The sequence below is a fragment of the Tsukamurella hominis genome, assembly GCF_965137015.1.
In the GTDB taxonomy this organism is placed as follows: Bacteria; Actinomycetota; Actinomycetes; order Mycobacteriales; family Mycobacteriaceae; genus Tsukamurella; species Tsukamurella hominis.
In genome coordinates this window covers 56648-73282 of record NZ_CBCRZG010000007.1, presented here as the reverse complement: position 1 = coordinate 73282, position 16635 = coordinate 56648, and the positions used below count along the sequence as shown (strand labels likewise).

The following is a 16635-nucleotide window of genomic DNA, read 5'->3' as shown; positions in this document are numbered from 1 at the left end:
TCCTCCGGTCGTCCTTCGAGAGTAACCTGGCGTGATCGATACCACACCCGACCCCGTCGTGCGCCCCGAGATCGGACTCTCCTGGCGACGATCGGCCCTGTCGGGGATCGCTCCCGAGCGGGCACCGCAGGTCCGGATCGACGAGGACTTCGGCGACCGCGCGGCACTGCTACGGGCCGCCCGGCCGATCCTCGACGCCGCCGCGGTCCAGCTCGCGGACACGGGCACCGCACTGTTCCTCGTGGACGGCGATTCCAGGATCGTGGCGACCACCTTCGGCGGCGCCCGGGTGGCGCGCGACCTCGACCGCATCGGCGCAGTCCGGGGAGCGCAGATGGGAGAGGACGTCGTGGGCACGACCGCTCTCGGCACCCCGTTGGAGACCCGCACCCCGCTGGCGGTGAACGGCGCCGAGCACTACCTCGACGCCTACAAGCACCTGAGTTGCTTCGGCCGCCCGATCGTCCATCCGACGACGCGCAGGCTGGACGGGATCCTGTGCATGACATCAGTCGGCGACCACGTCCACCCGCTGTTCCGGCCGATGGTGGACCGGTTCGCAGCCGACATCGAGTCGCGGCTGCTGCACGGCCGCCAGGCCGGGCATCGTCTGGCCCTGGACGCGTTCCACACGCGGTCCGGCCGGCGGGGAGTGGCGGTCGTAGCGGTGGGCGACGACCTGCTGCTCCTCGACAACCTCGCCTCCGACCTGCTCGACGCGGCGGACATCGGCGCGCTCCGGGCCCTCGCCGCCGACCGTAGGGGCGCCCTGCCCACGTCGCTGGTGCTGTCGTCCGGTGTCCCGGTCGAGGTGCTGGCGACCCGGATCGCCGGGCCCGGGGCGGCCACCGTCTACGAGTTGCTCGAACCGGAGCGCCGGGCTGTGCCGATCCCCCGCGGCGCAGTCGCTGGCGCCGGCGATCCGTTCGCGACGGGGGTGCCCCGGCTCACCGGATCGACACGGTCCGTCGCGATCCTCGGCGAGCCCGGCACGGGCAGGTCCACGGCGGCCCACCGGGCGGCGGGGTCCGCTCCGGTCGTATCGGTGGACGTCGTCGAACGGCTCGTGCAGGGCGGCGGGACGGACCTCGCGGAGGCGGCGGCGGGCGCGCGCCGCTCCGGTGCGATCCTCGTCGTCGACGGCGTCGACCTCCTCCCGGACCACGAGGTGACGGTGCTCCGCGAGATCGTCGTCCGACGCGACCCGCCTGCCGTGCTGGTCGGGCCGGCACCGTCGGACCTGCGTCCGGGCCCGAGCGCCGCAGTCGCCATGTGCGACGAACAGGTGATGCTCCCCTCCCTCCGGCGGCGACCGGCGGATCTCGCTGCGCTCGCCACGGCGCTGCTCCACGGACAGGGTGCCGACGGCATGCTGGGGGCCGGCGTGATCGACGCATTGTCCGGGCACGACTGGCCCGCCAACCTCGCCGAGCTCGACCGGGTGCTGGCGACGGCGGTCGCGACGGCCGCGACGCGGGGTTCCCGGCACGTCACCGTCGACGACCTGCCCCAGCGGTACCGGGGCACCGCCCGCGCGGCGGGGCTCACCCTGCTCGAACGCACAGAGCGGCAACAGATCATCGACTCGCTGGCGCGCTGCCGCGGGAACAAGGCGCGCGCCGCGAAGGAACTCGGGATCAGCCGCAGCACGCTGTACGTACGCCTGCGTGCGCTCGGCATCGACGGGTGAGTGTCCGGGACACGGACAGTTACGGGACTTCCCGCCGGGTGAGGATCGATGCACGGTGACGTCGGTCACCATCGAACCGGAGGATTCCAGCCATGACCATCACCAGCGCACCCGCGGACGAGTACCTCGCCCACCGAACCCTCTACATCGGCGCCGAGTGGGTGGCCCCGCGCGGAACCGGCACCATCGAGGTGGTCTCCCCCAACACGGGCCTCCCGATCGGTGACGTACCCGACGGCACGCCCGCGGACATCGACGCCGCCGTCGCCGCCGCCCGCGCCGCGTTCGACGACCCGTCCGGGTGGTCCGGCCTTCCGGCATCCGAGCGTGCCGCCGCCCTGCGCCGCTTGGCCGACGAGTTCGATGCCCGCAAGGACCGGATCGCGGCGCTCGTCTCGGCGCAGAACGGGATGCCGATCTCCGTCGCCGGGCAGCTCGAGGCCGTGTACCCGCCGACCCTGCTGCGCTACTACGCGGAGCTCGCCGAGGCGCAGGGGCCCGACGTGCGCGACGGGATGTTCGGCGGCACCGTCGAGGTGCAGCGGTCCCCGCTGGGCGTCGTCGGCGCGATCGCGCCGTGGAACTTCCCGCAGACCCTGGCGTCCTTCAAGTACGCGCCCGCACTGGCCGCTGGCTGCACCCTGGTCCTCAAGCCCTCGCCCGAGACCGTCCTCGACTCCTACGTGCTCGCGGAGGCCGCCGAGGCGGCGGGCCTTCCCGCGGGCGTGATCAACATCGTCCCCGGCGGTCGCGAGGCCGGCGCCCACCTCGTAGAGCACCCGGGCATCGACAAGGTCGCGTTCACGGGTTCCACGGCCGCGGGCCGGCGGATCGCCGAGACCTGCGGCCGATTGCTGCGACCCGTGACCCTGGAGCTCGGCGGCAAGTCCGCGACGATCGTGCTCGACGACGCGGAGCTCGACCTCGCGTCGATCGGCAACGAGCTGTTCGTGGCCACCCTGGCGAACAACGGCCAGACCTGCTTCCTGGGTACCCGCGTGCTCGCGCCGCGCAGCCGGTACGACGAGGTGGTGGACGTGCTGACCGCGTTCGCGGCGTCGATGACCATCGGCGACTCGCTCGACCCGGCCACGCAGATCGGCCCGATGGCCACCGCCCACCACCGCGACCGGGTCGAGGGCTACATCGCGCAGGGGCGGGCCGAGGGCGGGCGCATCACCGCCGGCGGCGGCCGGCCGGCCGGGCTGGACGCCGGCTGGTACGTGCAGCCCACGGTGTTCGCCGACGTCGACAACACCGCGACCATCTCCCGCGAGGAGATCTTCGGCCCGGTGCTCTCGGTGATCGGCTACGACACCGACGCCGACGCGGTCGCGATCGCCAACGACAGCGAGTACGGGCTCGGCGGCACGGTGTGGAGCGCGGACCCCGAGCGGGCCCGCTCGGTCGCCTCGCGGGTGCAGACGGGCACGATCGGGCTGAGCCGGTACATCCCCGATCCCATCGCGCCCTTCGGCGGGGTCAAGCAGAGCGGCATGGGCCGCGAGCTCGGGCCCGAGGGCCTCGCGGCGTACCAGAACCTCAAGTCGATCTACCGGTGACCGGCATGACGATCCCCACCAATCTCGTGTCGGTGACGGGCGTCGACGCCGCCCGGCTGCCGTGGTCCGCGTTCCCGATCCCGCAGATCGACGCGGAGATCAGCATCAAGCCGGTGTTCGACGACCCCGACACGGGCATGCAGGTGATGATGCTGCGCTATCCGGCCGGCTTCACGAACGTCTGGCACACGCACCCCTGCGCGCACGGCATGTACGTCCTCGACGGGGTGCTCAAGACCCACGAGGGCGAGTACGGCCCGGGCAGCTTCGTCTGGTTCTCGGAGGGCGGGTGGATGGAGCACGGCGCGACCGAGGACGTCGACGTGACCTGCCTGTTCGTGACCAACAAGCCCTTCGCGATCCGCTACGAGGTCGACGCCGAGCACTGCTATCCGATGAGCTCGGACTGACCGCCGCCGCTCGACAATTCGGCGCGTGAGGTGTCCTTGAGGTCGACGCCGGAGCGGCCCAGCCGCCGAGCCCCCACGACCAGCCCGGCCGCGATGCGGGCGGCGTCCGAATAGCCGAGCCCCTCGGGCGGGTGGATGTTGGAGATGCAGTTGCGGTGCGCGTCGGTGACGCCGGCCCCGAAGTCCTCGGGGTCGGCGCGGTGCGTCAGGTAGATACCGAGGCTGTCGGCCACGGACAGGCCCGGTCGCTCGCCGATGAGCACGAGCAGCGTGCGCACCCCGAGCGCCCGCGCCACGTGATCCCCCAGCGCGACCCGCGATTGCATCGCGACGACCGGCGGCGCGACCGTCACGTCGGGCGGGAGAGCCGAGAGGATCGCCGCGGCCAGCGCGACGCCGTGATCGGTGAGCGCGCGGGGCGAGAGCCCGTCCGCGAGGACGAGCGCGACGTCGGCGGCGGCACCGTCGGGAAGCGGGCCGAGGCCCGCCAGTTCTGCGGGCTCCCGGCCCAGGTCGGGGCGGCGCAGGTACTCGCCGCGGTCGGCGGCACGGCTCGTCACGACGACGGGCTCGCCGAGCCCGAGGTCGCGGGCGCGGGCGACGAGGTCGTCGGCGTCGAGGGGCTGGTGGACGGCGTCGCGCGCCGCGGCGTGCGCGGCGGCGAACTCGAGGACCCTGCGCGTCGGCAGCGCATCCCCGGTGCGCCCCAGCCCGATCCGCGACTGGGTCGTCGTGCGCAGGGCGTCCCAGAACGGCTCGTCGGACCGCTCGGGCGCGCTCACCGAGGGACCCCTGCCGCGAGCTCACGCAGCGGCGACGCCTCGACGGCCACGTCGCGGAGGCCGCCCGCCTCGTCGGTCATGCCCTGCCGCGCGAGCCAGGCGTCGAACTCCGGCGCGGGCCGCAGCCCGAGCGCGCGGCGCACGTACAGCGCGTCGTGGAAGGCGAGCGACTGGTAGCCGAGCATCACATCGTCGGCGCCGGGCACCGTGATGACGAACGACACCCCCGCGACGGCGAGCAGCGTGAGCAGGTCGTCCATGTCGTCCTGGTCGGCCTCGGCGTGGTTGGTGTAGCAGACGTCGACGCCCATCGGCAGGCCCAGGAGCTTGCCGCAGAAGTGGTCCTCGAGGCCGGCGCGCGTGATCTGCTTGCCGTCGTAGAGGTACTCGGGACCGATGAAGCCGACCACGGTGTTGACCAGCAGCGGGTCGAGGTGCCGGGCCACGGCGTAGGCGCGGGTCTCGAGGGTCTGCTGGTCGACGGGCGCGCCGTCGGTGCCGAGGTGGGTGCCGGACGAGAGCGCGGATCCCTGGCCGGTCTCCAGGTACATGACGTTGTTGCCGACGGTGCCGCGCCCCAGTTCCCGGGCCGCGGCGTTGGCCTCGTCGAGCAGGCCGACGGTGACGCCGAAGGCGGAGTTGGCGCCCTCGGTGCCGGCGATCGACTGGAAGACCAGGTCGACCGGTGCGCCCTGTTCGATGAGCCCGAGCGTGGTGGTGACGTGACTGAGCACGCACGACTGGGTCGGGATGTCGAAGCGGGTGCGCACCTCGTCGAGCAGGTGCAACAGGTCCGACGTGGCGTGCGGCGAGTCGGTGGCGGGGTTGATCCCGATCACCGCGTCGCCGCAGCCCAGCAGCAGGCCGTCGAGGGTGGCGGCGGCGATGCCGCGCGGGTCGTCGGTCGGGTGGTTGGGCTGCAGGCGGGTCGCGAGGGTGCCCGGCAGCCCGACGGTGGTGCGGAATCCCGCGGTGACGCGGACCGCCCGCGCGACGGCGATGAGGTCCTGGTTGCGCATCAGCTTGCTCACCGCCGCCACCATCTCCGGGGTGAGGGCCGGGCCGAGCGCGGCGAGCCGGGCACCGGCATCGTCGGCGACGGCGATCCGCAGCAGGAGGTCCCGGAGGTCTCCCACGGTGAGGTGCGCGATCGGCGCGAAGGCCGCCCGGTCGTGGGTGTCGATGATGAGGCGGGTGACCTCGTCGGACTCGTACGGCACGACGAGCTCCTCGAGCAGCGCCGAGAGCGGCACGTCGGCGAGGGCCCACTTCGCGGCGGCCCGCTCGGCGTCGGAGGCCGCCGCGCAGCCGGCGAGCTGGTCGCCGGAGCGCAGCGGCGTGGCCTTGGCCAGCAGGTCCGCCATCGAGGCGAAGGTGAAGGTCTCCCCGCGCACGGATTGGCTGCGGATCATGATTGCTCCGTTCGAGAGGTGGCTTCTAGTAGACGGTATCCGCGACGGAGCCCAGCGGGGCGCCGTCGGTGCCGCGGACCGGCACCTTCGCCCCGGCGGCGTCGGTGCCCGCGGTCGCGCACGCGTAGGGCTTCGCTTGCGGCTTGGGCTCAATGAACATGGGGTTCACGAGCCACTTGCCGTCCGCGTCGGCGTACGCCGTGCACATCAGCTCGGGGACGTTGCGGTTGATCACCAGGCGCAGGCCGGTGGCGTCGCCGAGGAAGGTGATGTCGGTGACCGAGTCTCCGGCGGAGAGCACCTGCCGACGGTCCGCGGGCGCCTGCTGCCAGGCCGCCGCTCCCGTGATGCCCAGGACCTCCTGGTTGACCAGGCACCGCTTGCCGTCGATGTAGTTGATCATCGAGTCGTCGCCGTCGGGGACGTCGCCGCAGCCGCGCAGGTGCGGGGCGATCTTCCCGTCCGCGACGACGGGGCGGATGCCGATCAGCTTGTCCGGGGCGAGGCCCACCTCGGGCGCCCAGGCCCGGACCACCGGCTGCGCCGACGCGGAGATGATCCGGACGTCGAAGCCGTTGGCGGCGAGCGTCCCGATGAGGTCCTTGATCTGGCTGTAGTAGCGGACCCAAGCGCCGACCTCGGTGGTGCCGACGCGCTGCTTCGCGCCCTCGGGCGCGGCCAGCGCCTCGGTGCGGGCGGCCTTCGCGAAGTCCTCGATCTCGGCCTCGGTGTAGCCGGCCATGAGCTGGACCACCCACGCGTACGCGGGCTCCATGCGCCGGTGGTCGAAGCCGGCGAAGGCGGGCTTCCCGCCGATCTCGGCATCGTCGACCACGGCGACGAGTGCGTCGGCACAGCGGGTGTCGCGGTCGGTGGGCAGCGGTGCGCCCGGGGCCGCGAGCGCGGTCGGGCACGCCTCCGCGAGGGCCTGAGCCGCCTCGGGGACCAGGTAGCGGCTGGTCGTGCGCCAGTCGCCGTTCGCGGGCTGCCGGATCTTGCCGGTGCGGATCATCCAGTAGGCGGTCGCGGAGCCGATGTCGTTGCGCACCACCGTGTTGTCCCAGTCGAACAGGGCGACCGGGGCGGCGCCGCCGTGGCCGGTGCCGCAGTGGCCGCGCTCGGCGATCAGCTTCTGGAGGCGGTCGTGGTTGTCGCCGTACCAGCCCGCGTCCGGGGCCAGGGTGCGGCACTCGGCGGCCGTGTCCTGTGCGTCGTTCGTGGTGCAGGCCGCGATCGGGGCGAGCGCCAGGAGGGCGGCGGCGGTGACGGCCGCGCGGATCCGCCTCACTTCAGGTCCCGTTCGGCGTCGGCGAGGGCGGCGAACTCCTCGTCGGGCGAGTTGGCCACCAGGTGATGGCGGCTGTACACGCCGAAGTAGACGAGGAAGGCCGCGAACGCCGCGAGGGTCAGGCCGGCCGCCGTCGGGTCGACGAGGAACGTCGCGACGACGGCGATGCACGCGACGACGAGCGCGAACGAGGTTGTCACGATGCCGCCGGGCGTGCGGTACGGGCGCGGCATGTCGGGCTCGCGGCGGCGCAGCACGATGTGGCTGATCATCATGAGCACGTAGCTGACGGCGGCGCCGAAGACGGCCATGTTGAGGAGCATCGCGCCCTCGCCCGTGAGCGACAGGGCGAAACCGATGACGCCGGGGACGATCAGCGCGAGCACCGGCGCCTTGCGGGCGTTGGTCACCGAGAGGCTCTTCGGCAGGTAGCCGGCGCGCGAGAGCGCGAAGGTCTGGCGGGAGTAGGCGTACATGATGGAGAAGAAGCTCGCGACCAGGCCGGCGAGGCCGATGTAGTTGACCACCTTCGCGGCGGTTCCGTCACCCAGTGCTTCCACGAGCGGGTTTCCCGACGCGGCCATGGCGTTGGCGCCGACGGCGCCGGGTGCGAGCAGGAAGACCGTCGCGCCGGTGACGACGAGGATCAGCATCGCGACGATGATGCCGCGCGGCACGTTCTTCTCGGGCTCGCGCGCCTCCTCCGCCGCGAGCGGGACGCCCTCGATGGCGAGGAAGAACCAGATCGCGAAGGGCACCGCGGCCCAGATGCCGAGGTAGCCGTGCGGCAACCAGCTCGAGGCCCCCGCGGCATCGGTGACCGCGATGTCGGTGAGGTTGTGGGCGTCGAACTTCCCGACGGCGAAGACCGCGAAGATCACCAGGCCGACCAGGGCGATCGCGGTGATGACGAACATCGCCTTGAGCGCCTCACCCGCACCGGTGAGGTGGATGCCGATGAAGAGCGCGTAGACGAACAGGTACACCCACCAGCCGTCGGTGATCCCGAACAGGTTCAGGGATTGCACATAGGCGCCGATGAACGTGGCGATCGCGGCGGGCGCGATGGAGTACTCGATGAGGATCGCGATGCCGGTGGCGTAGCCGCCCCAGGGCCCCATCGCGCGGCGGGCGAAGGTGTAGCCGCCGCCGGCCGCGGGCAGCGCCGAGGACATCTCGGCCATGCCGAGGACCATCGCGAGGTACATGCCGGCGATGATCACGGCGGCGATGGCGAGGCCGCCCCAGCCGCCCTGCGCGAGCCCGTTGTTCCAGCCGGCGTAGTCGCCGGAGATCACGTAGCTCACGCCCAGGCCCGCCAGCAGCACCCAGCCGGCGGAACCCGACCGGAGGGTGCGTTTGGCGAGATAGTCGTCGGACTCGATGGTGGCGTCCACCCCGTCGTGGTGGAGCTGCTGCGGCGCCTGGCGCTCTGTACTCATGTGGGCCTTCCTGATCACGGTCGATCCTGTTCCCGGCGTGTTTCCGGAATCGGATCGGCGTGTTTCACCGACGGGTCTTGTCGGTGTGATCCAGAACACTACGAGTCAAGAGTTGCAGCGGGGTTGCAGCGCAGGTGGCCGGTGTCAGGCGACGCCGAGGTAGGCCGCGCGGATCCGCGGATCGGCGAGCAGCTCGCGTCCCCCGCCCTCGACGGTGACCTCCCCCGTCTCCAGCACGTACGCGCGGTCCGACCTGGTCAAGGCCTGCTGGGCGTTCTGCTCGACGAGCAGGATCGTGGTGCCGGCGCGGTTGATCTCGGCGATGATCCCGAAGATCTGGGCGATCACGCGCGGCGCGAGGCCCATGGAGGGCTCATCGAGGAGCAGGAGCCGCGGGCGCGACATCAGCGCGCGCCCGATCGCGAGCATCTGCTGCTCGCCGCCGGACATGGTGCCGCCGGCCTGCTTCCGCCGCTCGGCGAGCCGGGGGAACAGCTCGAAGACGCGGTCCAGGGTCTGCGCGTAGTCGGCCCTCGACGGGAACTTCCGGCCGTGACACCCCATGTCGAGGTTCTCCTGCACCGTCATCCCCGGGAACACGCGCCGGCCCTCCGGGACCTGGACGATGCCCGCCTTGACCCGGAGGTGCGCCGGCATCGTCGTGATGTCCTGCCCCTCGAACTCCAGCGTCCCGCGCGCGACGGGGACCAGCCCCGACAGGGCGCGCATGGTGGTGGATTTGCCGGCGCCGTTGGCGCCGAGCAGCGTCACCAGCTCCCCCTGTCGCACTTCGAGGTTCACCCCGTGCAGGGCCTGGATCCGGCCGTACCGGACGGCCAGATCGGTGATCCGGAGGACGGGCGCGGCACCGCCCGGCTCGTCAGAGTTCGTCATCGGGCACTCCCAGGTAGGCGGCGATCACCTTGGGGTCGTCGCGGATCTCCGTGGGCCGGCCATCGGCGATCATGCGGCCGAACTCGAGCACCACGATCCGGTCGCAGACGCCCATCACCAGGCGCATGTCGTGTTCGATCAGCAGAACTGTGTAGCCGTCGTCGCGGATCTTGCGGATGAGGTCCATGAGCGAGGACTTCTCGCTGGGGTTGAAGCCCGCGGCGGGCTCGTCCAGGCACAGCAGCTTCGGCTCGGTGGCCAGGGCGCGGGCGATCTCGAGGCGCCGCTGGTCGCCGTAGGGCAGGTTCTTGGCCTTGACGGCGGCCCGGTTCCCGATGCCGACGAATTCGAGGAGGGCCATGCCGCGCGCGACCGCATCGGCCTCCTCGGCCCAGTGCCGGGGCAGGCGCAGTACGGCCCCGAAGACCGAGGTGCGGTGCCGCGCGTCGGTGCCGACCACGACGTTCTCGAGCGCGGTCATCTCGTTGAACAGCCGGATGTTCTGGAAGGTGCGGGCGATTCCCGCGCGGGTGATCCGGTTGCGTTTCACGCGGGCCAGCGGCGCACCGTCGAACGTGACGGTGCCCGCGCTCGGCTTGTAGACGCCCGTGATCGCGTTGAAGCACGTGGTCTTCCCGGCGCCGTTCGGCCCGATCAGGCCGAGGATCTCGCCCCGTCGGATGGAGAAGGTGACGTCGTCGAGGGCCTTGAGCCCGCCGAAGGCGACGGACAGCCCGTCGACCTCCATGAGGGTGTCGCCGACGTCGGCCTCGACGTCGCGTTTCGGCGCCACCACCTCGGCGACGATCTCGGCGCGCAGCGGATCCGGATCGCTCATGCGACACCCCCTTCCCGGCGGTAGATCCTGCGCCCGAACGCGATCAGCTTCTGCCGGGCCGGGAACAGGCCCTGCGGGCGGAAGATCATCAGCACCACCAGGGCGATGCCGAAGAACAGATACTTGAAGTCGCCGAGGCTCTGTCCGCCCACCTGGATCCCCTGCACCCGCGCGGGCAGATAGACGATGAGGAACGCGCCCACGATGACCCCGAGCTTGTTGCCCTGCCCGCCCAGGACCACCGCGCACAGGAACAGCATCGAGTTGATCACGTTGAAGTTCTGCGGATCCACGTACTGGACCTGGCCGGCGTACAGGGCTCCGGACATCCCGCCGATGCCCGCGCCGATGACGAAGGCCCACAGCTTGAACCGGAACGTGGGCACGCCCATGATCTCGGCGGCGTCCTCGTCGTCGCGGATCGCCACCCAGGCCCGGCCCACCCGCGACCGTTCCAGATTGCCCACGATCACGAGCACGATCAGAACGAGCACGATCCCGAGCCAGTACCACCACACGCCCGAATTGAGCGGGTCCGCGCCGTTGCCGGACGAGAACACGCCCTCGTTGTTGTTCGACGGTGCCTTCCCCACCGGTGGGAAGGCGATCTCGGACAGGCCCGACGCGCCGTTCGTGATGTCCGTGAAGTTCTGCGCGGACAGGCGGACGATCTCGCCGAAACCGAGGGTCACGATCGCGAGGTAGTCGCCCCGCAGACGCAGCGTCGGTGTCCCCAGAATGAGGCCGGAGACGCCCGTGATGACGATCGCGAGCGGGACGCAGGCCAGCCAGGCCCACGTCCCGGTGTGCTCGAAGATCCCGTGGCTGCGGCCCGCGAACAGCGGGCTGGACGGGCTCGTGAGGATGGCGACGGTGTAGGCGCCCACGGCATAGAAGCCCACGTAGCCGAGGTCGAGGAGGCCGGTCTGTCCGACCACCACGTTGAGGCCGATCGCGATGAGGGCGAGCATCGCGACCTGGGCCATGACCGCGCCGAAGTCGACGGCGGTCGTCGGAATCAGCGGGATCGGCAGGACCGGCAGGAGGGCGATCAGCACGAGCACGGGCACCCCGACGAGCCATTGCATCGGTCGCGCCAGCCCGTCCCACCAGTCACGCAGCGGGTCGACGACCCCCTTGTGCGGTTTCGACCGTGCCGCAGTCGTTTCCGTACTCATGCGCGGGCCCGTCCCAACTTCTCGCCGAGGATCCCGCTCGGACGGAACATCAGCACCACGATCAGCAGGACGAAGGCCACGACGTCCTTCCACTGGTTGCCGAACAGGATCGACCCGTAGTTCTCCGCGACGCCCAGGATCAGGCCGCCGAGGAGCGCGCCCCGGATGTTGCCGATACCGCCGAGGACCGCGGCGCAGAAGGCCTTGATGCCCAACAGGAATCCGCCGTTGTAGACGATGCCGCTCGGCAACCGCAGGGTGTAGAGCAGTGCGGCGGCGCCCGCGAGGAGCCCACCGATCAGGAACGTGAGCATGATGACCCGCTCCTTCGAGACGCCCATCAGGGTGGCCGCGTCCGAGTCCTGCGCGACGGCCCGGATCGCGCGGCCGAAGCCGGTGCGGTTGATCATCAGGTCGACCAGCACCGCAAGCGCCAGCGCCGCGCCGATGATCACCAGCGTGACGTTGGTGATCTGTGCGCCGAAGATCGTGAACTGCGTCGACGGCCGCACCAGCGAGATGATCGGCTGCGCGCTCGATCCGCCCAGCCGGGGCTCGACCGGCATCTGCGGCAGCACGTACTGCACGATCTGCTGCAGCACGAAGGACATCCCGATCGCGGTGATGAGGAAGACCAGCGGCCGGGCGCCGCGCCGGCGCAGGGGCCGGTAGGCCACCCGCTCGAGGCCGAGCGCGACTCCGCCGGAGACCGCCATGGCCCCCACCCCCGCCACCAGCAGGTAGACGAGGGTGAGTGCCACGCCCTGGTCGTACGTATTGCCGCTGGGCGTGAACCCCAGCATGACCAGCACGACGTACTGGCCGAACATGCCGAACATGAACACTTCCGAGTGCGCGAAGTTGATCAGTTTCAGCACGCCGTAGACCAGGGTGTAGCCCACCGCGACGAGCGCGTAGATGGCCCCGTAGGTCAGGCCCTCCACCGTGAGGGTCCAGAACCCGTCGATCAGCCCGCCGGGGTTGAAGTCGATCGACGATGCGAGGACCGCGGTGTCGCCGATTCCCACGTCGCTACTGGACCTTGTACATCCAGATCAGGGCGGACGTCAGCTCACCCTGGGGGGTCCACTGGTACTGGCGGGCCAGGCCGGTGCCGTTGTAGGTCTTGACGTAGTCGAGCAGCTCGGCGCGGGTCCGCTTGCCCTCGGAGACGCCCTTCATGAGGATGGTCGCCAGGTCGTAGGCCTCGACGGAGTAGACGCCGGGGTCCTGGTTGAACGCGGTCCGGTAGTCGGACTTGAACGGGTCCTTCGACGGGCCGCACGGGCAGGAGAGGAAGGCGCCGTTGGCCGCGGATCCGGCCTGCTCGACGAATTTCGGATCGTTCACGCCGTCCGCGGAGACGAACACGGAACTCACGCCCTGGTTCTTCAGCTGTTGGATCAGCGGCGCGGCCTCCGCGTAGTAGCCGGAGTAGAAGACCGCGTCCGGCTTGGCCTGCGCGACCTTGTTCACCACGGCGGCGAAGTCCCGCTCCTTGGCCTTGACGTCGGCGTCGCAGGAGGGGTCGTGCGCCGCGCCGAGCCCCTCGGTGATCGTCTTCGCGAGGCCGACGCCGTAGGTCGAATCGTCCTTGATGACGCAGACCTTCTTGTAGCCGAGCTTGCCCGCGAGGTACTTGGCCACCGCGGGCCCCTGCACGGCGTCGTTCGCGAGGCCGCGGAAGAAGGTGCGCCACCCCTGGGTCGAGAGGTCCGGGTTGGTCGCCGAGGCCGTGGTGGAGACCAGGCCCGCCTGGGCGAGGACCGGGCCGGTGGCCTTCGTCTCGCCGGAGAACGCGGGGCCGATCAGGCCGATGATCGCGGCGTCGTTGATCACCGACGGGATCACCTGGGTGGCCTTCTGCGGGTCGCCCTCGGTGTCGAAGGCCTTGAGGATGATCTTGCAGTTGGGATTGGCCTTGTTGTGCTGATCGACGGCGAGCTGCGCGCCGTTGCGGATGTTGATGCCCAGCGCCGCATTGTCGCCCTGCAGGGCGCCGGCGGTGGCGATCGTGGTGTCCGGGCACGCCGCGGTGCCCAATTCGGACGGCAGAACGGGTTTGCTCGATTCGTCGGGCTTGACCTCATTGCCATTGGTGTCGATCTGAGCCACCGGGACGATGCTCAACGCTCCGGCTCCACCTCCGGAGGAATTCGCCCCGCCACCGGACGTGGATTTGTCCCCACATCCGGAAAGGACGAGAACCGTTGCGGTGCATACCGCCACGCCGCTCATGACTAGACGACGATTCATCTGGAGCCTCCATCGATGGCACGGATATAGGAGGAACCTAGACCCGCTATCGCCGATGCGCGGCCCCAATGGCGGATATCGATCGCCGATGTTCCGCAGAATTAACAGCGGCGCCGATCAATTCGTGACTCCACCTAAATTCAAGGCCGGTTTCCGCACCGCCGGCGCGACCCAATCGTGCAGGAATGCGCGGAGCTGATCGGGTGTCCGGCGTGGGTCCCCCGGAGAGATGAAGAAGGACTGCATGATGCGCAGCTGGAACTCGACGAGGTCGCGCAGCCGCGCCTCGTCGTAGCCGTGGGCCGGCCAGTCGACGTCGAAGCGCTGGATCATGGTCATCCCGAAGGCCATGGCCTGTCCGGAGGCGATGGCCTCCGTGTGGGCGTGCTCCCCCGCGAGCATGAGCTTCAGGTGCGGGGCGCGCGGCACCTCGTCGAGCGTGAAGACGATGCCCTCGACGACGGCGTCGGCCGGGTCGCCGATGCCGCGCAGGTGCGCGGCGAGCCGGTCGAGGAAGGCGCCGACGGCCTGCACTGCCGCGGCCTGGAGCAGGGCGTCGACCGTCGGGAAGTACCGGTAGACGGTCTGCCGGATCACCCCCAGCGCGTCGGCGACCTCCGCGATCGACGTGGTGCCGCTCTCGCCGATGAGCTCGACCGCGGCGGCCACGATCCGCGCCGCGGCCTCGTCGTCGCCCGCCGGCGGCGATCCGCCCCATCCCCTGCGTGCCATCGCCCCAGGCTACAGCTTCGCGCGTTCTCAACATACAGAACGTGTTCTATGTGTATGTTCACCTCATGACGGACCTGCACCCCCGCAAGATGGACTTCCACTTCGACGAGGCGCCCGTGCCCTTCCTGTGGAACCCGGACAACCCCGCCTTCTCGTCGATGATGAACGCGGTGAGCTTCCTCGCCGTCGGCTTCGAGAAGATGATCGTCAAGCTGATCCTGCAGTTGCGCAAGGAGTTCGCCGATCCCGAGGTCGCCGCAGAGGCGACGGCGTTCATGCAGCAGGAGGGGCACCACTCGACCGCGCACCGTCGGCACGTCCAGGCCCTCATCGCCCAGTACCCCGGCCTGGAGAACACGCTCGACGCGGTGATCGGCGAGTTCGACCTGCTCACCGAGGCCACCTCGACCGACTACCGGCTGGCGTACACGGCCGACCTGGAGGCGACGTTCACCCCCGTCTTCAAGCTCATGCTCGACAACGAGAAGGCGCTCTTCCGCCCCGGGGACGACCGCGTGGCGTCGATGTTCCTGTGGCACTTCGTGGAGGAGGTGGAGCACCGCAGCTCCGCGCTCATCATCTACAACGCCATCGTGGGCAGCGAGGTGTACCGGATGCGGATGGCGCCGTCGATCTTCGCGCACGTGCTCAAGGTGATCCGCATCGCGTGCGCCGGCTTCAACCAGCATGTGCCGCTGAAGGACCGGAAGGTCGACGCCCTCTCGATGTTCGGCCGATACCGGCTCAAGCAGAAGATGCTGGTCGCGGTGGCTCCGCACCTGACGAAGGGCGCCATGCCGCGCGCCTTCGACGTGCTCCCTAAGGCCGAGCAGGCCGTCGCGATGAAGGGCATCATCCGCAGCCAGATGCCGCTGCACGATCCGGCGCACGAGAACCTGCCGGCGCTCGCCGGCGAGTGGCTGCGTCGCTACGACAGCGGCGTCGACTGCACGCGCTGGTACGCCTCGGACGCGGCGATCGGGGCCTGACCGATGGACCTGTGCACGACGACCTTCGACGCGCTCGCGCGCCGGATGGGCTTCACCTGCGACGACACCGGCGGGCTCGTCTCCGTCCGCAGCCCGTTCCAGCTGGAGAACTGGACGATGCCGGTCCTCGAGTTGCTCATCATCACCGGTTCGGTGCTCATGCTGGCGTACGCGATCCGACGGTGGCGGCGCGACGGCGACGCGACCAACCTGGCGGTGTGGTTCGGCGCAACCGCCTACCTGTTCGTCATCGAGCCGCCGCTCTACTTCCCCGGCGCCTTCGGCATCGACGGCTACGTGGACACGATGTTCGCGCACAATCTGTTCACGGTCGAGTTCCTCTGGGGCCGGCTCCCCCTCTACATCGTGGCGATCTACCCGATGATGGCGACGATGTCCTTCGAGATCGTCCGCATGCTCGGCGTCTTCCGGCGATGCGGGATCGTCCTCGGCGCGTGCACCGTCGGGCTGGTGCACGGCGCCTTCTACGAGATCTTCGACCACCTCGGTCCGCAGCTGCGCTGGTGGGAGTGGGCACCGGAGAATCCGATCAACCTGCCCTTCTTCGCCTCCGTGCCGATGGGCTCGGTGGTGGTCTTCGCGGCGCTGTGGCCGATGTCGCTGGCGCTGTGCGCGCAGTTCATGGTCGGGCGGCACGTGGACGCCGGCGCGCGGTTCACCGGCCCGCAGTTGGCGTGGCGCACCGTCGTCATCGGCCTCGCGGCGTCGGTGGGCACGTTCGTCCTGCCCCTGCCCGCGACGATCCTGGGCCTGGCCGGCGACACGGTGCGCGGCACCGTCTACGCCCTGGAACTGGCGCTCATGGCCGGGGCGGCCCTGTACGCGATCCGACGGTGCCTGGCCCCCGGGCCCGGCGCACCGTCGATACCGGCGCACCGCAACCGGCTCGTCCAGGCGTACGCCGCGGCGTATCTGGTGGTCTTCGCCCTGCTCTGGGCCACGGCCCTGCCCGCCTTCTTCGGCGCGGAGAACGGCGTGACGGAGGCCGGCGACCCCGTCGGGAACCTGCCCTTCACGCTGCTCTGTTTCGTGATCGCGATCGGGGCCGTGACCGCCGTCACACGCCCTGGAACAGGGGTGAACCGAACGGTTCGTGACGATCCCACAAGACACGGGGGCGAAGTTCTCACCTGAGAACAGC

At 70.5% G+C, this 16635-nt stretch carries 15 protein-coding genes; 5 read left to right on the top strand and 10 right to left on the bottom strand.

All coding sequences use genetic code 11. The annotated features are described in order from the left end of the window. Window positions 1-31 precede the first annotated feature (31 nt). The 3 genes from ACM9LD_RS11520 (at window position 32) to ACM9LD_RS11510 (ending at window position 3662) form a co-directional block, all read left to right on the top strand. Complete coding sequence (locus tag ACM9LD_RS11520; RefSeq protein ID WP_415676790.1) at window positions 32-1690, top strand: helix-turn-helix domain-containing protein; 1659 nt, start codon at window positions 32-34, stop codon at window positions 1688-1690. A gap of 92 nt (window positions 1691-1782) precedes the next feature. Further along, window positions 1783-3252: an aldehyde dehydrogenase gene (locus ACM9LD_RS11515; RefSeq protein ID WP_415676789.1), complete on the top strand. Its 1470-nt coding sequence runs from the start codon at window positions 1783-1785 to the stop codon at window positions 3250-3252. A 5-nt stretch (window positions 3253-3257) separates the two neighbouring features. Then, a complete protein-coding gene (locus ACM9LD_RS11510; protein ID WP_415676788.1) occupies window positions 3258-3662 on the top strand; it encodes a cupin domain-containing protein in 405 nt (134 codons plus the stop codon). Here ACM9LD_RS11510 and eutC read toward each other — a convergent pair. The 10 genes from eutC to ACM9LD_RS11460 all read right to left on the bottom strand — a co-directional run bounded on the left by eutC (window position 3641) and on the right by ACM9LD_RS11460 (window position 14484). Beyond that, entirely contained in the window at window positions 3641-4444 is an 804-nt protein-coding gene (gene eutC, locus ACM9LD_RS11505) for an ethanolamine ammonia-lyase subunit EutC (RefSeq protein WP_415676787.1), read from the bottom strand. The genes ACM9LD_RS11510 and eutC overlap by 22 nt on opposite strands. After that, on the bottom strand, window positions 4441-5856 hold the full coding sequence (locus ACM9LD_RS11500; protein ID WP_415676786.1) for an ethanolamine ammonia-lyase subunit EutB: 1416 nt from the start codon (window positions 5854-5856) through the stop codon (window positions 4441-4443). Before ACM9LD_RS11500 ends, eutC begins: the two co-directional genes overlap by 4 nt. Before the next feature lie 25 nt (window positions 5857-5881). Then, window positions 5882-7144, bottom strand: coding sequence for an HAD family hydrolase (locus tag ACM9LD_RS11495; RefSeq protein ID WP_415676785.1), 1263 nt, complete (start codon window positions 7142-7144; stop codon window positions 5882-5884). Beyond that, window positions 7141-8586: an ethanolamine permease gene (gene eat / locus ACM9LD_RS11490; RefSeq protein ID WP_415676784.1), complete on the bottom strand. Its 1446-nt coding sequence runs from the start codon at window positions 8584-8586 to the stop codon at window positions 7141-7143. Before eat ends, ACM9LD_RS11495 begins: the two co-directional genes overlap by 4 nt. A 144-nt stretch (window positions 8587-8730) precedes the next feature. Next, window positions 8731-9480 (bottom strand): ABC transporter ATP-binding protein, encoded by a 750-nt coding sequence (locus ACM9LD_RS11485; protein WP_415676783.1) that lies wholly within the window; start codon window positions 9478-9480, stop codon window positions 8731-8733. Next, window positions 9467-10318, bottom strand: coding sequence for an ABC transporter ATP-binding protein (locus ACM9LD_RS11480; protein ID WP_415676782.1), 852 nt, complete (start codon window positions 10316-10318; stop codon window positions 9467-9469). Before ACM9LD_RS11480 ends, ACM9LD_RS11485 begins: the two co-directional genes overlap by 14 nt. Continuing rightward, window positions 10315-11496, bottom strand: coding sequence for a branched-chain amino acid ABC transporter permease (locus ACM9LD_RS11475; protein WP_415676781.1), 1182 nt, complete (start codon window positions 11494-11496; stop codon window positions 10315-10317). The genes ACM9LD_RS11480 and ACM9LD_RS11475 overlap by 4 nt, the downstream gene beginning before the upstream one ends. Further along, window positions 11493-12524, bottom strand: a complete 1032-nt coding sequence (locus ACM9LD_RS11470; protein ID WP_415676780.1) for a branched-chain amino acid ABC transporter permease — start codon at window positions 12522-12524, stop codon at window positions 11493-11495. Before ACM9LD_RS11470 ends, ACM9LD_RS11475 begins: the two co-directional genes overlap by 4 nt. 4 nt (window positions 12525-12528) lie before the next feature. Continuing rightward, window positions 12529-13752, bottom strand: coding sequence for a branched-chain amino acid ABC transporter substrate-binding protein (locus tag ACM9LD_RS11465; RefSeq protein WP_415676779.1), 1224 nt, complete (start codon window positions 13750-13752; stop codon window positions 12529-12531). A 117-nt stretch (window positions 13753-13869) separates the two neighbouring features. Beyond that, complete coding sequence (locus ACM9LD_RS11460; RefSeq protein WP_415676778.1) at window positions 13870-14484, bottom strand: TetR/AcrR family transcriptional regulator; 615 nt, start codon at window positions 14482-14484, stop codon at window positions 13870-13872. Between the two features lie 65 nt (window positions 14485-14549). On the opposite strand from ACM9LD_RS11460, the gene ACM9LD_RS11455 reads away from it, so the two are divergent. Both ACM9LD_RS11455 and ACM9LD_RS11450 read left to right on the top strand, forming a co-directional pair. Then, window positions 14550-15473: a metal-dependent hydrolase gene (locus ACM9LD_RS11455; RefSeq protein ID WP_415676777.1), complete on the top strand. Its 924-nt coding sequence runs from the start codon at window positions 14550-14552 to the stop codon at window positions 15471-15473. A gap of 3 nt (window positions 15474-15476) precedes the next feature. Further along, window positions 15477-16628, top strand: a complete 1152-nt coding sequence (locus tag ACM9LD_RS11450; RefSeq protein ID WP_415676776.1) for a hypothetical protein — start codon at window positions 15477-15479, stop codon at window positions 16626-16628. Window positions 16629-16635 lie beyond the last annotated feature (7 nt).

Bases quoted from the DNA above. Each gene is read 5' to 3' on its own strand.
- ACM9LD_RS11515 (WP_415676789.1), top strand. From the start codon at position 1,783: ATGACCATCACCAGCGCACCCGCGGACGAGTACCTCGCCCACCGAACC.
- ACM9LD_RS11510 (WP_415676788.1), top strand. From the start codon at position 3,258: ATGACGATCCCCACCAATCTCGTGTCGGTGACGGGCGTCGACGCCGCC.
- ACM9LD_RS11500 (WP_415676786.1), bottom strand. From the start codon at position 5,856: ATGATCCGCAGCCAATCCGTGCGCGGGGAGACCTTCACCTTCGCCTCG.
- eat (WP_415676784.1), bottom strand. From the start codon at position 8,586: ATGAGTACAGAGCGCCAGGCGCCGCAGCAGCTCCACCACGACGGGGTG.
- ACM9LD_RS11485 (WP_415676783.1), bottom strand. From the start codon at position 9,480: ATGACGAACTCTGACGAGCCGGGCGGTGCCGCGCCCGTCCTCCGGATC.
- ACM9LD_RS11480 (WP_415676782.1), bottom strand. From the start codon at position 10,318: ATGAGCGATCCGGATCCGCTGCGCGCCGAGATCGTCGCCGAGGTGGTG.
- ACM9LD_RS11475 (WP_415676781.1), bottom strand. From the start codon at position 11,496: ATGAGTACGGAAACGACTGCGGCACGGTCGAAACCGCACAAGGGGGTC.
- ACM9LD_RS11465 (WP_415676779.1), bottom strand. From the start codon at position 13,752: ATGAATCGTCGTCTAGTCATGAGCGGCGTGGCGGTATGCACCGCAACG.
- ACM9LD_RS11460 (WP_415676778.1), bottom strand. From the start codon at position 14,484: ATGGCACGCAGGGGATGGGGCGGATCGCCGCCGGCGGGCGACGACGAG.
- ACM9LD_RS11455 (WP_415676777.1), top strand. From the start codon at position 14,550: ATGACGGACCTGCACCCCCGCAAGATGGACTTCCACTTCGACGAGGCG.
- ACM9LD_RS11450 (WP_415676776.1), top strand. From the start codon at position 15,477: ATGGACCTGTGCACGACGACCTTCGACGCGCTCGCGCGCCGGATGGGC.